The sequence below is a fragment of the Halopiger aswanensis genome, assembly GCF_003610195.1.
In the GTDB taxonomy this organism is placed as follows: domain Archaea; phylum Halobacteriota; class Halobacteria; order Halobacteriales; family Natrialbaceae; genus Halopiger; species Halopiger aswanensis.
The window spans coordinates 15,713-31,125 of the sequence record NZ_RAPO01000001.1; the positions used below are offsets into that span (position 1 = coordinate 15,713).

At 65.7% G+C, this 15,413-nt stretch carries 14 protein-coding genes; 9 read left to right on the forward strand and 5 right to left on the reverse strand.

Features of this window, described 5'->3' with window-relative positions:
• Positions 1-105 precede the first annotated feature (105 nt).
• The 6 genes from ATJ93_RS00090 (at position 106) to ATJ93_RS00115 (ending at position 6,614) form a co-directional block, all read left to right on the forward strand.
• The gene (locus tag ATJ93_RS00090) at positions 106-1,584 is read left to right on the forward strand and encodes an extracellular solute-binding protein (RefSeq protein WP_120242617.1); all 1,479 of its coding nucleotides are present in this window, start codon (positions 106-108) and stop codon (positions 1,582-1,584) included.
• Positions 1,574-2,602 (forward strand): carbohydrate ABC transporter permease, encoded by a 1,029-nt coding sequence (locus ATJ93_RS00095; protein WP_120242618.1) that lies wholly within the window; start codon positions 1,574-1,576, stop codon positions 2,600-2,602. The genes ATJ93_RS00090 and ATJ93_RS00095 overlap by 11 nt, the downstream gene beginning before the upstream one ends.
• Positions 2,602-3,672, forward strand: coding sequence for a carbohydrate ABC transporter permease (locus tag ATJ93_RS00100; RefSeq protein ID WP_120242619.1), 1,071 nt, complete (start codon positions 2,602-2,604; stop codon positions 3,670-3,672). Before ATJ93_RS00095 ends, ATJ93_RS00100 begins: the two co-directional genes overlap by 1 nt.
• Positions 3,673-3,687: 15 nt before the next feature.
• Positions 3,688-4,875: an ABC transporter ATP-binding protein gene (locus tag ATJ93_RS00105; protein ID WP_120242620.1), complete on the forward strand. Its 1,188-nt coding sequence runs from the start codon at positions 3,688-3,690 to the stop codon at positions 4,873-4,875.
• A 198-nt stretch (positions 4,876-5,073) separates the two neighbouring features.
• Positions 5,074-6,150 carry a Gfo/Idh/MocA family protein gene (locus ATJ93_RS00110; RefSeq protein WP_120242621.1) on the forward strand — a complete coding sequence of 359 codons (1,077 nt, stop codon included), beginning with the start codon at positions 5,074-5,076 and terminating at the stop codon, positions 6,148-6,150.
• Positions 6,151-6,299: 149 nt separating this feature from the next.
• Positions 6,300-6,614: a carboxypeptidase regulatory-like domain-containing protein gene (locus ATJ93_RS00115; protein ID WP_120242622.1), complete on the forward strand. Its 315-nt coding sequence runs from the start codon at positions 6,300-6,302 to the stop codon at positions 6,612-6,614.
• A gap of 9 nt (positions 6,615-6,623) precedes the next feature.
• Here the strand turns inward: ATJ93_RS00115 and ATJ93_RS00120 are convergent, their stop codons facing one another.
• The 4 genes from ATJ93_RS00120 to ATJ93_RS00135 all read right to left on the reverse strand — a co-directional run bounded on the left by ATJ93_RS00120 (position 6,624) and on the right by ATJ93_RS00135 (position 11,314).
• On the reverse strand, positions 6,624-6,929 hold the full coding sequence (locus ATJ93_RS00120; RefSeq protein WP_120242623.1) for a HalOD1 output domain-containing protein: 306 nt from the start codon (positions 6,927-6,929) through the stop codon (positions 6,624-6,626).
• Between the two features lie 75 nt (positions 6,930-7,004).
• Positions 7,005-8,459: a cryptochrome/photolyase family protein gene (locus ATJ93_RS00125; RefSeq protein WP_120242624.1), complete on the reverse strand. Its 1,455-nt coding sequence runs from the start codon at positions 8,457-8,459 to the stop codon at positions 7,005-7,007.
• A gap of 125 nt (positions 8,460-8,584) precedes the next feature.
• Positions 8,585-9,460: a phosphatase PAP2 family protein gene (locus ATJ93_RS00130; protein WP_120242625.1), complete on the reverse strand. Its 876-nt coding sequence runs from the start codon at positions 9,458-9,460 to the stop codon at positions 8,585-8,587.
• An 84-nt stretch (positions 9,461-9,544) separates the two neighbouring features.
• Positions 9,545-11,314, reverse strand: coding sequence for an ABC transporter substrate-binding protein (locus tag ATJ93_RS00135; protein ID WP_120242626.1), 1,770 nt, complete (start codon positions 11,312-11,314; stop codon positions 9,545-9,547).
• A gap of 369 nt (positions 11,315-11,683) precedes the next feature.
• Here ATJ93_RS00135 and ATJ93_RS00140 point away from each other — a divergent pair, with 369 nt between their 5' ends.
• From ATJ93_RS00140 to ATJ93_RS00150, 3 genes are all read left to right on the forward strand, one after another.
• Complete coding sequence (locus ATJ93_RS00140; protein WP_120242627.1) at positions 11,684-12,841, forward strand: tubulin/FtsZ family protein; 1,158 nt, start codon at positions 11,684-11,686, stop codon at positions 12,839-12,841.
• Between the two features lie 252 nt (positions 12,842-13,093).
• Positions 13,094-14,104 (forward strand): TIGR04024 family LLM class F420-dependent oxidoreductase, encoded by a 1,011-nt coding sequence (locus tag ATJ93_RS00145; protein ID WP_120242628.1) that lies wholly within the window; start codon positions 13,094-13,096, stop codon positions 14,102-14,104.
• 135 nt (positions 14,105-14,239) lie between these two features.
• Complete coding sequence (locus tag ATJ93_RS00150; RefSeq protein ID WP_120242629.1) at positions 14,240-14,440, forward strand: hypothetical protein; 201 nt, start codon at positions 14,240-14,242, stop codon at positions 14,438-14,440.
• Positions 14,441-14,488: 48 nt separating this feature from the next.
• On the opposite strand, the gene ATJ93_RS00155 is transcribed toward ATJ93_RS00150, so the two are convergent.
• Positions 14,489-15,187: a 6-hydroxymethylpterin diphosphokinase MptE-like protein gene (locus ATJ93_RS00155; protein ID WP_120242630.1), complete on the reverse strand. Its 699-nt coding sequence runs from the start codon at positions 15,185-15,187 to the stop codon at positions 14,489-14,491.
• Positions 15,188-15,413: the final 226 nt, after the last annotated feature.

Sequence of the window (15,413 nt, forward strand, 5' to 3'; positions counted from 1 at the left end):
CGATCGGCAGCACGCTCGTAACCGCCACGGAATCGTGAGTGTTACAATTTATTACAGCATTTATTGCCAACAACTAAGTCACCGAACGTGGACTGATCACTGGTCATGGGACGTGATACCGCCGGGAGGCGCGACCGTCCACCAGGGCGCCTGGGACGTCGGTCGTTCCTGAAAGCCGCGTCGGTGACAACCGCTACCGGAGCGGTCGCCGTCGCCGGGTGTGTCGGACAGGGTCGGGAATCCGGGACCGTGGTGATGACGGCCGCCACCGACGTCGAGGGCATCATGCACAGCGACGGCGACGAGCCGTCAGTCCAGCAGGCCCTCTGGGACGCCGGCCTCGACGAGAACATCCGCGTCGAGATCCAGACCGTCGTCAGCGACTCCGCACAGCGGATGCAGACGACCCAGTCGGCCCTCGAGGCGGGTCGTGCCCCACCCGACATTCACATGATGGACAGCGGGTGGACGATTCCGTTCATCCTCCGCGATCAGACGGTCAACCTGAGCGAGCACCTCTCGGACGAGACCCTCGAGACCGTCGAGAACGACTACCTCGAGGCGGTCGTCGAGACGGCCCGGCATCCGGAGACCGACGACCTGCACGGACTGCCGCTGTTTCCCGACCTGGGATTTACGCTGTACCGGCAGGATCTCATCGAGGAGGCGGGCCACGATCCGAGCGGCTGGGGGGAAGAGCCGCCCAGCTGGGAGGAGTTCGCGACGGCCGTCGCCGACGCGCAGGCCGAAAGCGGCGTCAACTACGGGTACACCACGCAGGGAGCCGCCTACGAGGGACTGTCGTGTTGTACGTTCAACGAAGTGATGACTTCCTGGGGTGGCGCGTACTACGGCGGCGCCGACAACCTGTTCACCGCCGGCGACCGCCCGATCACGGTCACGGACGAGAACGTCGTGGACGCGATCCGCATGATGCGGGCGTTCATCGACGGCGACGATCCGAACGCCCTCGACGGCTATCCCGAAATCTGCCCGTCGGCGATCGTCCAGTGGACCGAACAGGAGTCGCTGAGCCCGTTCGAGGACGGCGAGGCGGTCGCCCACCGCAACTGGTCGTTCTCGATCGCTGCGACGGGTTCGGAAGAGGCCTTCGGCGAGCACCTCGGGGTCACGACGAAACCGTACGCGGTCTCACAGGAAGAGGCCGAGTACGGCGGCGTCGGCGGAACGACCTCGGCGCTGGGCGGCTGGAACCTCGTCGTGAGTCCGTACTCGGAGCGTCAGGACGAGGCCTTGCAGGTCCTCGAGGCGTTCGCGAGCGAGGAGGTCATGATGACGATTTTCGAACTGCAGGGATTCCTGCCGCCGATCATCGAACTGGTGACCGAAGCCAGCGAGGAGGAGATCGGGCCGATCGCCCGCTACACCGAAACTGTCCAGCGCGCCAGCGAGAACGCGATCCCGCGGCCGGTCACCGACGTCTGGCCGGAGCAGTCGGCGCTGATCTATCAGCAGGTAAACGCGGCGTATCGAGGCGCAAAATCACCGGAAACGGCGATGAACGATCTCGAGGAGCAGCTAGCACAGAGCGAAACGGAGGTGGCTGAACAGAATGTCGACTGACGCCGATACCCTGACCGGCGGAACGGAGACCGAGCACGACCGTACCGGCAACGCGGTCGTCAACTGGATGGAGAACCTGAGTGAAGCAGCCTACGCGTACCTGCTGTTGCTGCCGGCGTTCGCGCTATTGGCACTGATCGCGTTCTACCCCCTGATCCGAACGTTCGTGATGTCGCTGCAGGCGGACCAGACTCGGGGGATGAATCCGCTCGGCGGGTTCGTCGGCATCGAGAACTACGTCGACATCCTCACGGGGAACGCACGGCTCGCCAGGCAGTTCCTCGACGTCTCGCTGAGCGGTTCGTTCCCGTTCGTCGAACTCGGCGTTCCCTTCTTCCAGCAGGCGCTGTTCGTCACGCTCGCGTTCGCGGTCATCAGCGTCGTCTTCGAGACGGTGATCGGCTTCGGTCAGGCGTACGTGCTCGATCAGGACTTCCGGGGTCGCCGGTGGGTTCGCGTGGCGATCATCCTCCCATGGGCGGTGCCGATCGTCATTCAGGGGATGATCTTCTTCCTGCTGTTCCAGCCGGAGGTCGGCTTCGGCACCGACCTGATGCAGTGGCTCGGCGTCTTCAGCGCCAGCCCGCTGGCCAACAGCCGCGACGCGTTCATCATCATCCTCGTGGCCGACATCTGGAAGTCCTCGGCGTTCATGGCGCTGTTGATCCTCGCGGGGCTCCAGAGCGTCGACCGGAGCCTCTACGACGTGGCCCGCGTCGCCGGGGCCTCGCCCTGGCAGCGGTTCAAGCTGATCACGCTGCCGCTCGTGATGCCGGCGCTTTTGGTCGCCATGCTGTTCCGCACGATGGACGCCATGCGGGTCTTCGGCCTGATCGAGTCGACGGCCGGTTGTACGACCGTCCCGTCGCTGACCTGCCTGGTCGTCGAGGCGATGTTCGGCGGCACCCGTATCTTCGCGACGGCCGCTGCGGTCGCGTTCTCGACGGCGCTCGTGATCGGCATTATCATCGGCGGCTACGTGCTCCTGTTCCGCGACACCGACGGAGGGCTCTACTGATGACCGAACCGAACGACTCCACCGATCCGACGACCGATCCCGACACCGACGACGGACGCATCGGCGACGCGAACGACGCCGGCGGTATCGACGCGCAGCGAGATCCGACGCTCCACCGCCCCGACGGCGGCAGCAACGTCCTCGAGAACGATCGCGACGCGGAACTCGACCGCGGCCCGTTCCAGCAGTGGGTCGCCAACTCCATCTCGAACCCCGGCCGGGTCTACCGCGCGATGTTCTACGTCGCGGCGATCTTCTTCCTGTTTACGACGCTGTTCCCCTTCTACTGGCTGCTCATGGTCGCGCTGACGCCGGAAGGGCAGCTTCAGGACATCCTCTTCACGCCGAACGGGTTCAATCCGGGCTCGTTCGTCGAGGTGTTCCAGACCATTCCGTTCCACTGGTACATGTTCAACAGCTTCGTGATCGCGCTGGGGTCGACGGTCGTCGTCCTCGTCGTCGGCAGCCTCGCCGGCTACGCGTTCGGCCGCCTCGAGTTCCCCGGCCGAACGCCGCTCATGCTGCTCGTGCTGATCATCTCGTTCTTCCCGCCGGCGGCCTTCTTCATCCCCCTGAACGACCTGTTCAACACGAGCTTCTTCTTCCTCGAGCCGATCACCGGCGACGGCACGCTCTACAACACGCCCTTCGCCCTCGTGACGCCGCTGTCGGCGATCTTCATGCCGCTGGCGATCTTCATCCTCACGACGTTCTACGCGCAGATTCCGGACGGCCTCGAAGACGCCGCGAGAGTGGAGGGGACGACTCGGCTCGGTGCGCTGTTCCGGGTCATCATCCCCCTGTCGGCGCCCGGCGTCGCGACCGCCGGCGTGTTGACGTTCATCGCCGTCTACAACGAGTTCTTCTTCTCGTTCCTGATGACCGACGGCCAACCGCAGAACTGGGCGCCGATCCTCGAGGGGATCCTCGCCTACCAGGGCCAGTACGAGGTGATGTACCACCTCATGGCCGCCGCGAGCATCATCGGGGTCATTCCCGTTGCGATTCTCGTGGTGATCGCGCAGGAAAAGATCGTGAGCGGACTGACCGCAGGCGCACTCAAAGAATAACACTAGGTGATCACAATGGCACGCGTACAACTCGAACACGTCACGAAACGCTACGAAGACGTCACGGCAGTCGACGACATCAGTATGGAGATCGAAGACGGCGAGTTCGTCACCTTCGTCGGTCCCTCCGGCTGTGGCAAATCGACGACGATGGAGACCGTCGCCGGCCTCACGAAGCCGACGGAGGGCCGGGTCTACATCGGCGACGACGACGTCACTAATCTCGCGCCGAAGGACCGGGGCGTCGCGATGGTCTTCCAAAACATCGCCTTGTTCCCCCACATGGACGTCTTCGAGAACATCTCCTTCGGCCTCCGGCTCCGGAAGTACAGCGACGACGAGATCAGACATCGCGTCGAACAGGCCGCCGATATCGTCCAACTCGAGGGGATGCTCGATCGGATGCCCGACGAGATGTCCGGCGGACAGCGCCAGCGCGTCGCGATCGCCCGCGCGATCGTGCGCAACCCGGACGTGTTCCTGATGGACGAGCCGCTGGCGAACTTAGACGCCAAGCTCCGCGTCCACATGCGGACGGAACTCCAGCGACTCCATCGCGAGCTCGGGACGACGATCATCTACGTCACCCACGACCAGGCCGAGGCGATGACCATGTCCGACCGGATCGCCGTCCTGAACGAGGGCAAACTCCAGCAGATCGCCCCGCCGCTGACCTGCTACAACGAGCCGGCGAACCTGTTCGTCGCCGGCTTCATCGGCTCGCCCTCGATGAACTTCGTGGAGGGCGAACTCGCCGCGGACGGCCTCGAGACCAAGAATTTCCGGATCGATCTCCGTCCGGACGACGTCCCGGGTGCGGCCGTCGGTGACACCGTTACGCTCGGGGTCCGGCCCGAGGACGTCCACCTCGTCGACACGGCCGATTCCCTGGCCGACACGACGACACAGATCGACGCTCGAACCGACGTCCTCGAGCCGATGGGCGACGAAATCTTCGTCTACCTGCTGCTCTCGGAGGGCGCGGAGAGTTCGATGGAGCAGGATCCGGCGACGTCGTCCGACCAGTTACTGATGAGCGTCAGCCCCGATACGGAGGTACACGAAGAGGAGGACGTCGACGTCGTCCTCGACCGCTCGAATATTCACCTCTTCGATACCACGACCGGAGAGGCGCTGCGCCACGGCCTGACTGACCGCTCCGAGCGCGAACCCGGAACGACGCCGACGGAAGCGGATAGTTGAGATCCAGGCGTGGAATCGAGCGGCGACGGGGCGGTGACAGCACTGCTGACCGGCTCGATTTCGACGTATCAACGACTGCCCGTCTCGGCTTCACACCCTGCCGTTTGGCAGTGCACCAAAGGACGTGCAGTACATAGATTCGATATAGCAATATCGAGTGTATAGTGCCGGAACTGAACGAGTGACCCAACACGAGCGATGACAATGAATCGAAGCGACATTAGGACAGGAATCGTCGGCCTCGGTAACATCGGACAGTACCACGCGGAGCGGCTCGTCGACCTCAGCGTCCCGATCGTCGGCGGGATGGACGTCGCCGCGGAGGCGCGAACGCGGTTCGGCCGCCGCTACGACGTCGAGGTCTACGAGGATCATCAGGAACTGTACGACACCATCGACGCCGTCATCATTACGACCCCGAACAAGTACCACGAGGAGTACGCCATCGACGCCTTCGAACGGGATTTACACGTCCTCCTCGAGAAGCCCCTCGCGCACTCGTTAGAGAGCGCCCAGCGGATCGCCGACGCGGCCGCCGACTCCGAGGGCGTCTCCATGGTCGGCTTTAACAACCGGTTCGCGAACACCGTCCGCATCGTGAAAAACCGGATCGAACGCGGCGACCTCGGTGACGTGACCCACGTCGAGGCCAACTACGTCCGGCGGCGGGGCATCCCGGGACGGGGCTCGTGGTTCACCCGCAGACAGATCGCCGGCGGCGGCGCGCTCATCGACCTGGGCGTCCACGCGATCGACCTCGCACTCTACCTGCTGGGCTATCCCGAGGTCAGGGAGGTAAGCGGCGTCACGCGCGGCGATTTCGGGTCACGAGAGGAGTACGCCTACCTCGAGATGTGGGGCGACGACGCCGGCCCGGACGGGTTCGACGTCGACGACTCCGCCAGCGCGTTCGTCCGCTGTGCGGACGACCGGACGATCAGCCTCGAGGTGGCGTGGGCGACCAACCGTCCGGCCGACCACGAGTTCGTCATTCAGGGCACCGAGTCGGCTGCGCGGTTCGACCTGCTCGAGGGCGATCTTAGCTTCCACTCGGCGAGTACGGTCGGCCCCGACCACCTCGAGGATACGTCCGTCGAAACCCGGCAGAACGACACGCACACGGAAGAACAGAAGAACTTCTTCGACGCAATCGTGACGGGTGAGGACCGCGACGACAGCATCGAGCAGGCGCTGTCGGTCCAGCGAATCATCGATTCGATCTACCGCTCGAGCGACGAGGGGCAGACGATCACTGTCGACGAACGGGAGCGATAGCAGGGACGGCGACGCAGATTGCCGGCCGGCTGCCCGACAGACGACCCATTGTCTGGCCCGTCGATTCTCCGACTGTCCGTTCGCGCCGCCTTCAATGCGCGTGCTGCTGCAGGGAACCCGCTTTCCGCATACTCGTGGTATACTGTCGCATGCAAGTCGAACGATCACTCGCGCTCGAGGTCGCGCGCCACGAGATCGCCGTCGGGACGCCGCTCGTGGTCCGCGTCCGCGATGTCAGCGGGCGGCCGATCGAGGGGGCGGTCGTCGAAGCCGGTTCGGGAGCGAAACGAAAACGAACCGACGTTCGGGGTCGATGTGAGTTTACGTTCCACGCGCCGGGGTTCTGGAAACTCGTCGCGCGCAAGGCCGACACCGACCGCGTCGCGTACGATCCGGCGACCGCTCTCGTCAGGGCCGTCCCCGCGTCGACGGTCGGGCGCGGCCCTCGCATCGCCTCGCGATAACCGCCGGCGCTACTCTTCCGCCCGTCGGCCTACTGATTCGTCCGACGACGGGGGATCGTCGACGTCGACGCGGCCGTCGCTGTGGACGGTGATCGCGTAGCCCGCGTACTCGAGGTGGACGCGGGCGGGGCCGGCGGACGGCCGATCGAACAGTTCGTCGAGCGCCTCCGGGTTGATGACCGTAAACAGCGGGTCGTACTCCGGGGGCTCGATCTCGGTGACGTCGACGCCCTCGTGGTCGGCGACGGCGGCGATAATCGCCTGACTCGGCGGGACCGAATCGCCGGGCGCCGACGGATCCACTGGCGAGGACATATCTCCGGCTAGCGGATACCGCGGGATAAGGGTGGCGCCAACTATGTAGCCGTATAACCCCTCTACAGGCTCGGTTTACGACTCCGAGCCGCGCGCTCGCTCGAACGCCGCGATCGCTCGCTCCCGGCGCTCGGCGTGGTCGACGATCGGCGCGGGGTAGTCGGGAGCGACCGCAGCGCGCCGGTCCGCGGACAGTTCGTGCCAGTCGTGGATCGCGTCCGGGTCGGCGTCGGCGAGTTCGGGGACGTACTTGCGGATGTACTCGGCGTCCGGATCGTACTCCCGCCCCTGTTTCATCGGGTTGAACACGCGGAAGTACGGCTGGGCGTCGGGACCGGTCGACGCCGCCCACTGCCAGCCGGCGGCGTCGTTCGCCGACTCGTGGTCCGCTAGATGCCGCCGGTACCAGTCGTACCCTTCGCGCCAGTCGACGAGCAGATCCGCGGTCAGGAACGAGGCGACGATCATCCGCACGCGGTTGTGGACCCAGCCCTCGGTCAGTAGCTGGCGCATCCCGGCGTCGACGATCGGATACCCCGTCCGCCCCGCTTTCCAGGCCGCGAGTTCGTCGGAGTCGTTCCGCCAGTCGATTCCGTTCTCGTACGCAGTGAAGTCCTCGGCGACGAGGGCGGGGTTGAACGCGAGGATGTGGGTGTAAAACTCGTGGAACGCGAGCTGCCGGCGAAACGCCGTGACGCCCTCCCGCTGGGCCTCGGTCTCGGCGGCCTCGAGCGCCCGTTCGGTCGCGGCGTACTCCTCTCGCGGCCCGATCGTGCCCCACTTGTGGTGAACGGACAGCCGAGAGGTGGCATCGGCGGCCGGATCGTCGCGCGTCTCGTCGTACCGGTAGATCGGTTCCGAACAGAACGACTCGAGGCGCTCCCGGGCGGCCGCGCGGGTGACCGTCGGCGGCGTCGCCTCGGGCTCCTCGAAGCCGAGGTCGGCGAGCGAGGGGATCGAGCCCGTTCCCGTTCCCGTTCCGGCGTCCGTGCTCGCGTCCGCCCCGTCGACACTCGGATCTGCGAGCTCGCTGGCGGCCGGCGCATCGACTGGGTCCCGCTTGTCCCGGTCGCGCCACTTCTTCCAGAAGTACGAGAAGACCGAGTAGTGGTCCCCCTGATTCGGCGTGATCGAGCCCGGCTCGTGGTGGAGCGCGTCGTGAACCGGCCGCGGTTCGATCTCGCGGTCCTCGAGGGCCGCGGTGACGGCCCGGTCGCGGTCGGCGGCGAGGCCGCTGTAGTCCTCGGCCCAGGTGACGGCGTCGGCGCCGTACTCGTCGGCGAGCCGTGGAATCACCGCGCTCGCTTCTCCCCGAGCGATCACCAGATCGCTGCCTCGTTCGCGGTACCACGCCCGCAGCGACTCGAGCGCCTCGAGCAGGCACGCCACCCGAATCGGCGAGGCGTGCTCGAGAACGGTTGGATCGAGAACGAAGACCGGAACGACTGCATCCTCAGCGGTGGTCGCCGCGCGGGCGAGGGCGCGGTTATCCGGACCGCGGAGGTCCCGCCGGTGCCAGTGGAGGTTCATAGTCGGAGTGAGGAGTCGGGGGTTGAAAACGGTCGGACCTAACACTGTCCCAACGGTGTGTGGGTGTGAACCGTGATACGGTGTCGGTGTCGGTCAGAGTTGAACGGTCGCGATATCGGTGCCGGTCAGTCGCCGTCCGTCCGACCGCCGGATCCGAGCCGGGTGCCGAGATAGCCGCGCACGGATTCGGTGGCCTCGCGGACGGTGTAGTTGCGGCCGATATAGACGCTCACCGCGGCCAGCAGCGTGCCGGCGACGACGTCGGAGAACCAGTGGATACCGAGGTACATCGTCGCCACGACGATGCTGATCGCGAGGACGCCCGCGACCGGAACCCACGCGGGATACTTCTCGCGGGTCTGCCACGCGAAGAAGAACACGGTCATCGACAGCGACGTGTGCAGCGACGGAAAGACGTTCGTCGGCTGGTTGACGTTGCCCGTCAGATCCCGGATGCGGGGGAACGCGTCGTACAGCAGGCCGTCGAACAGTAGCGGATCGAAGTTGCGCGGCCCGTAGGCCATAAAGACGACGTAACAGCACAGGCCGATGCCGTAGTTCGCCGTAAACGCGAGGATCAGATCCGCCAGATCGTCCGTATCGTCGAGCGCGAAGTACGCGATAAAGGGGAACAACAGCAGAAACGCGTAGCCGTAGACGTACGCGAAGACGAAGTACGACGTCAGCGTCGGCGACTGGAACGACTGGAGCAGGCTAACCGGCCCCCCGGGGCCGAACAGCCGGTCGAAGTCGAACAGCCACTGCGTGATGTTGTTCCCGAAGACGCGACGCTCGAGTCGCAAGACGACGTCGGCCGTCGACCACCGGAGGATCAACACGCTCGCGAGCGCGAGCAGCGGGATGAAACAGATCTCGAGCCGCCAGCGAAAGTCGCCGAGCGACGAGACGATCCGCCGCGGGCCGACGATCACCAGCGACGCAGTCACGAGCATCGTGACGACGACGAGGGCGAGCTCGAGGAGGACGGCGAGGAACGACATGCGGGTCTCGCGGTACTACGATTGCGACGGCATTAATAGCGACCGGTTATCTGCTGCCGGAGAAACCGCCAGTAGCCCGCGGGCTCAACCGAGTAACGCGCCGTCCTCGTACCGATAGCCGGCGTCTTCGAAGAGGGTGTGGACCCGGTCAGCGTCGATCTTCCCGTCGGAACCGGGGAAGATCGAAACGGCCGCGCGGTCGTCGAACGTCCACTCCTCGTTGCGAACCCCTAGCAGCGAACTGAACTCCGTTGCGGGCTCGCCGTGGCCGTCGAAAAACTCTCTGACGGCGTGTTCCCGATCGATCAGCCGCGCGAGGATCCGTCGGAAGTTCGGATTCCCGAGGTCGGGGTGCTGACTGCTGTTGAAACCGATCATGTAGAACGCGTTCGTCCGGCCGGTGAGGATCGACGTCTCCTCCCCGCTGCGGATCCCCTCGAGTTCCGAGGGCGGGACCGGGGACCCGGTGATATCGATCTCGCCGTTTCGGAGCGATTCGATCATCGACCCGGGGTTGGGCTCGATCTGATACGTGAGCCCGTCGAACTGCGAGAATCCCTCGAGGACGCCCGGGCGATCGGTCGTTTCGTCGCGGAGGACGTGGTCGGCGAACGGCTCGAGTTCGATTCCGTCGTCCGTCACGGCGTGTAACTGAAACAGGCCGGACCCCATCGCTTCCACGTTGTCGGTGACGAGCGCTTCGGGCTGGTGCTCGGCGACGATCGCCGACCGCGGCTCCCAGATGTGTTGGGGCAGGATCGGCACGGCGAACACGCGGGCCGCAGCCGACCGGGTGGTGTCGCCGAAGGCGAAGCGAACGGTCCTGTCCCCGACCGCCTCGACCGTCTCGACGAGGGTCTGTCGGTCGCGGTACCGCGGCGCCGGGACGCCGCCCTCGACCTCGCCCATCGAGGTGTCCTGCAGGAATCGATAGGTGAAGGCGACGTCGTCCGCGTCGAAGTCCGTCTCGTCGTGCCAGGTGAGTCCCTCTCGAAGCGTGACGGTCGCCTCGAGCGAATCGGACTCCGTCCAGGTGATCGTCTCCGCTATCCAGGGAACGTACCCGTCCGCTGCGTTCGTGAGACGGGTGTTGCGGCGGCGCGCCAGCGGATCGTACAGCAGTCCCAGCAACCCGGGAACGCGGTTCCGATCGACGACGATCGGGTTCAACCGCTCGCCGAGCCCGCCGCCGTAGATTCCGACCGTCAGCGGGCCCTCGCGGGGGCCGTCTTCCGGTTCTCGGCTGAGAAGCTCGACGTAGTCGAGGGGGCGACGCGGCGGCACGCTTGCCGCGACGGCGTCGTGGACGCCCCCGATCCGGTTCGGGAACCCAACTGTCGTGTAGGGTGGCGTCTCGCCCAGATACTCGAAGAGGTCGCCGAGCACCTCGCGCCGTTCGGTCCCGCGGGTCGTCCGCTGGCGCTCGAGGTGGTCGTCGACGGTCACGTCGGTGAAGTGAAAGGGGTTCTGCCAGCCCCGTTCGTTGGCGTACTGCGAGTGAAGCAGCCCGCGGAGCGCGTCGTACTCGTCGAGGCCGGGGTGGCGAGCGATGAAGACGTCGTAATCGCCCTCGAGCAGGACGCTCCGGTAGAGGTCTGCCTCGTTGACCGGCTCGTGGCTGACGGCGATGCCGGCCCGCCGGAGGTTCTCCCGGAACTGACTCATGATCATCGCGGCGATTTCGTCGTCCTCCGTCGGCAGCGTCTTGATCGTGAGTTCGACCTGTTCGGGGCCGGAGTTTTCCGCTCGCGACCAGAGACGCTCCGAGCAGCCGGCGAGGGCACCGGTCGCTATCCCGGCAGCGCTGGCGAGCACTCCTCGCCGGGTCCGGGTGATCGACGGAGCGTCGTCCATATTGTCACGGATATGCCGTCACGATGTATAGGAGTTACTTTCGAAAGTTGACCCTGAAATTCGGCGTCAGAGGGGCCGTAACCCAATTTTACACGGTTATTGCACGGATAGAATTAGGTGTTCCCGGGGAGAGAGCAGTATCGAACGACGATAGTCACGAGTTGATGGAAGTCATTAATCGACGACTATCCGGAAATAATGAGAGTAGTGAATCGATGAATCTCTTTTCTGCGTTCGTATGATGGCCATAACAATGGCTAACGGGAGGGATCGTGGAGACGTGGCACCCGTTCCCAACGCCGGGCGATCCGGAACCGTCACGCTCGATCGCGGTCGTGATCGTCCGCAGAACGGCCACGAGAGACAACCATGAAACTCGCACTCATCGGCTTCGGTCAGGCAGGCGGGAAGATCGTCGACGAGTTCCTGGCGTACGACGACGCGGTCGACGGCGGCTTCGTCGAAGCGGCGATCGCCGTCAACTCCGCGACGACGGACCTCAAGGGACTCGAGCACGTTCCACAGCAGAATCGCGTTCTCATCGGACAGGCGCGCGTCAAAGGACACGGCGTCGGCGCCGACAACGAACTCGGCGCGACGGTCACCGAGGAGGACATCGACGAAATCCAGGGCGCGATCGATCGGATTCAGGTCCACGAGATCGACGCCTTCCTCATCGTCGCCGGCATGGGCGGCGGCACCGGCTCGGGCGGCGCGCCCGTCCTCGCGAAACACCTGCAGCGGATCTACACCGAACCCGTCTACGGGCTCGGCATCCTCCCCGGCACGGACGAGGGCGGCATCTACACGCTCAACGCGGCCCGCTCGTTCCAGACGTTCGTCCGCGAGGTCGACAACCTGCTGGTCTTCGACAACGACGTCTGGCGCAGCGCCGGCGAGTCCGTCGAAGGCGGCTACGACCGGATCAACAAGGAAATCGTCGAGCGATTCGGTCTCCTGTTCGCCGCCGGTGAGGTCGGCCACGGCGACCACGTCGCCGAGAGCGTCGTCGACTCCTCCGAGATCATCAACACCCTGGAGGACGGCATCTCGACGATCGGCTACGCGCGCGAAACGGTCGACACCTCCGGCGGCCTCCTCTCCTCGTTCCGCGGCGAGGAGGAGTTCGACGAGGGCGCTGCCGTCAACCGGCTGACCAGCCTCGTTCGCAAGGCGACGCTCGGCCGACTGACCCTCCCCTGTGACGTCTCGAGCGCAGACCGCGGCCTGGTCGTCGCCACCGGCCCGCCGGAACACCTCAACCGCAAGGGCGTCGAGCGCGGCCGCCAGTGGCTCGAGGACGAGACCGGCAGCATGGAGATCCGCGGGGGCGACTACCCGCGGACGGGTCAGGACGAGGTCGGTGCGATCGTCCTCCTGTCGGGCGTGACCGACGTGCCCCGCGTCGACCAGCTCCAGCAGGTCGCCATCGAGGCCCAGGAGACGACCGAGACGGTTCGCGCGAACGCTCAAGAGGAGTTCTCGTCGCTGGTCGACACCGGCGGCGAACTCGACGCGCTGTTCTGACGCGTCGACGTCCTCGCGTTCGATACCCGTAACTCCCATCCATCCGACCTCTCCACGCAGCCGATTCGGTCCCCGCTGACGCCGTTCGGTATCCGGCCCTCCGCTCCATCCCATCCCATCCCATCCCATCCCGTTTCTCTCCTTCACCGTCCGTTCGCCGCCGACAGTTAAGTGAACTGACGCCATCTGTCGGGCTGGGAACGGTTCGCACGCTGCTCGCCGTTCGGCTGCGTCGTCCCAGTTTCGATACCCATGACAGATCGAAGTCTCCACCTTCCGGTCGCAGCACAGCCCAGCCTCGACGCGCTCGTCGACCTCGCTCGGCTCGGCGAGCGCCACGGCTACGAATTCGCCTGGCTCCCCGAGACGTGGGGCCGAGACGCCGTCACCATCCTCGCGACGATCGCCCGCGAAACGGAACGGATCGGGATCGGTCCGAGCGTCGTCAACGTCTACTCGCGCTCGCCCGCGCTGCTAGGCCAGACCGCCGCAACCTTACAAGAGGCCGCCGACGGCCGATTACGAATGGGGATCGCGCCCAGCGGCCCCGCCGTCGTCGAGGGCTGGCACGGCCTCGAGTTCGACCGGCCGCTGCGACGCACCCGCGAGTACATCGAGATCATGCGAGCGGTGCTTTCCGGCGAGCGCGTCGAGTACGACGGCGATATATTCTCGCTGTCGGGCTTTCGGCTGCGCTGTGACCCGCCCGAAGAACCGGTCCGGATCGACGCCGCCGGGATGGGGCCGAAGGCCGTCGAACTCGCCGGCCGCTTCGCCGACGGCTGGCACGCGATTCTCTTCACACCGGAGGGGCTCGAGGAGCGACTCGAGGACCTCCGGCGCGGCGCCGACCTAGGCGACCGAACTCTGGACGACGTCCGAGTGACCCTCTCCGTGACCGCCTGCGCCCTCGAGGACGGCGACCGGGCCCGCTCGCTGGCTCGCCAGCACCTCGCGTTCTACGTCGGCGCGATGGGCACCTACTACCGCGAGTCGCTGGCCCGGCAGGGCTACGCGGACGAAGCAAGCGAAATCGCCGCAGCCTGGGCGAACGGCGATCGAGAGGCGGCGCTCGAGGCGATTCCCGACGCGTTGCTCGACGATCTCGCGGCCGTCGGAACACCCGAACAGGCTCGCGAGGAACTCCGGAAGTTCGAACGGATCGACGGCGTCGACGAGATCGGGATCGGGTTCCCGCGGGGCGCCTCGAGCGACGAGATCGAGGCGACGATTGCGTCGCTCGCACCGGACGAGACCGAGTGACTCGAGGAGATCCGAGCCGCCGAGAGAAACGAGTACGGTCGTTGTAACCGTCGCTCTGGCGTTAAACGTATCCTACCCCGTGATAGTAATAGTAGAAAGACAATAACGAACTATGATATCAGGATGGGGTTGGGTATGAGCGGACAGAAGCAAACGACGCGGACGACGACTCGATCGACGATGCGAAACGCCGTCAAATCGGTCCTCTTCTCGCGCTCGAGCGAGGACGCGACGACCATCGAGGAGTGTCGACGCTGCGGTAAGACGATCGAATCGCGGGAGGCGGACTGTCCCGTCTGTGGCTGCGGGGACATCGTCGAGTATCGAATTCAGTAGGACGGCACCGACTCGGCGCTCGCTCTCGAACCCGCTTGTCGCTCGCGCTCACTCGACCGGCAGCGGCTCCGTCTCGATCGCATCCCGTCGACCGTCGAGCACCGCAAAGCGCTCGTCGCGGCGCGACTCGAGCCAGTACAGCAGTCGTTCGGCCCACTCGAGTTTCTGCGCTTTCACGGCATCGACGGTAGAATCGTCGAAGTCCCAGCCGACGAAGGTGAGTTCCGTTGCTCCGAGGTGATCCGCGAGGAACGCGGCGCGGTCGCCGTCGGTGAATCCCCCAACGTTCCGGACGTGGTCCCGCGGCGCCGCCTGGGTCGTCGGGAGGACGAACTCGCCGGCGCAGTCCGGGACGACCTCCCGGACAGCGGGGACGTTGTCACCGTGGGCGTGGACCGCGACCGGGACGCCGCCGTCGGTCAACTGCCGAACCGTATCGGGGTTCTTGTCCAGATCCGTGACCATGCAGTCGACCGTGATATCGTGCGATCGGAGGACGTCCGCCGCCGTCGATGCCGCAACTACGGCGTCGGCCTCGCGGGCGCGCTCGAGATTCGTCTCATTCTCGAGCGACGGCCCGGCGCCGGCGATCGCGACGGTGGCGCCGCGAACGGACCCCAGCAGCGCGAGATCGAACGGGTCGGTCAGCGACGCCAGGACGTCGCGCGCTCGTTCGTCGCCGGTACGGTCGTAGCCGAAGTCCCGAAGGATCGCGTCGTAGACCGGCTCCCAGACGTCGAACTCCATGTGTATTAGCCCTCGCTGTCGTGTCGGCGCCGTGGCGACGTAACTGTTCGTCTCCCGTCTCGCAGCAATCGCCGCTCGCGGATCGACTACTCGAGGACTCTCGATGTATCAGGACAGCGTCGGCACTGGTCGACGTAATTGCACAATAATTCCGTGTTGTGGGCCGGGGGTCGCCTCCAAAGTACCCCTACCCGGGAGGCCGCCCGGCGTCCACTCCCTCATTTCG

Excerpts from the sequence above, each read along its gene's own strand:
- ATJ93_RS00145 (WP_120242628.1), top strand. The coding sequence starts at position 13,094 with ATGACAGATCGAAGTCTCCACCTTCCGGTCGCAGCACAGCCCAGCCTC.
- ATJ93_RS00105 (WP_120242620.1), top strand. The coding sequence starts at position 3,688 with ATGGCACGCGTACAACTCGAACACGTCACGAAACGCTACGAAGACGTC.
- ATJ93_RS00155 (WP_120242630.1), bottom strand. The coding sequence starts at position 15,187 with ATGGAGTTCGACGTCTGGGAGCCGGTCTACGACGCGATCCTTCGGGAC.
- ATJ93_RS00110 (WP_120242621.1), top strand. The coding sequence starts at position 5,074 with ATGACAATGAATCGAAGCGACATTAGGACAGGAATCGTCGGCCTCGGT.
- ATJ93_RS00095 (WP_120242618.1), top strand. The coding sequence starts at position 1,574 with ATGTCGACTGACGCCGATACCCTGACCGGCGGAACGGAGACCGAGCAC.
- ATJ93_RS00125 (WP_120242624.1), bottom strand. The coding sequence starts at position 8,459 with ATGAACCTCCACTGGCACCGGCGGGACCTCCGCGGTCCGGATAACCGC.
- ATJ93_RS00150 (WP_120242629.1), top strand. The coding sequence starts at position 14,240 with ATGAGCGGACAGAAGCAAACGACGCGGACGACGACTCGATCGACGATG.
- ATJ93_RS00135 (WP_120242626.1), bottom strand. The coding sequence starts at position 11,314 with ATGGACGACGCTCCGTCGATCACCCGGACCCGGCGAGGAGTGCTCGCC.
- ATJ93_RS00120 (WP_120242623.1), bottom strand. The coding sequence starts at position 6,929 with ATGTCCTCGCCAGTGGATCCGTCGGCGCCCGGCGATTCGGTCCCGCCG.
- ATJ93_RS00115 (WP_120242622.1), top strand. The coding sequence starts at position 6,300 with ATGCAAGTCGAACGATCACTCGCGCTCGAGGTCGCGCGCCACGAGATC.
- ATJ93_RS00140 (WP_120242627.1), top strand. The coding sequence starts at position 11,684 with ATGAAACTCGCACTCATCGGCTTCGGTCAGGCAGGCGGGAAGATCGTC.
- ATJ93_RS00100 (WP_120242619.1), top strand. The coding sequence starts at position 2,602 with ATGACCGAACCGAACGACTCCACCGATCCGACGACCGATCCCGACACC.
- ATJ93_RS00130 (WP_120242625.1), bottom strand. The coding sequence starts at position 9,460 with ATGTCGTTCCTCGCCGTCCTCCTCGAGCTCGCCCTCGTCGTCGTCACG.
- ATJ93_RS00090 (WP_120242617.1), top strand. The coding sequence starts at position 106 with ATGGGACGTGATACCGCCGGGAGGCGCGACCGTCCACCAGGGCGCCTG.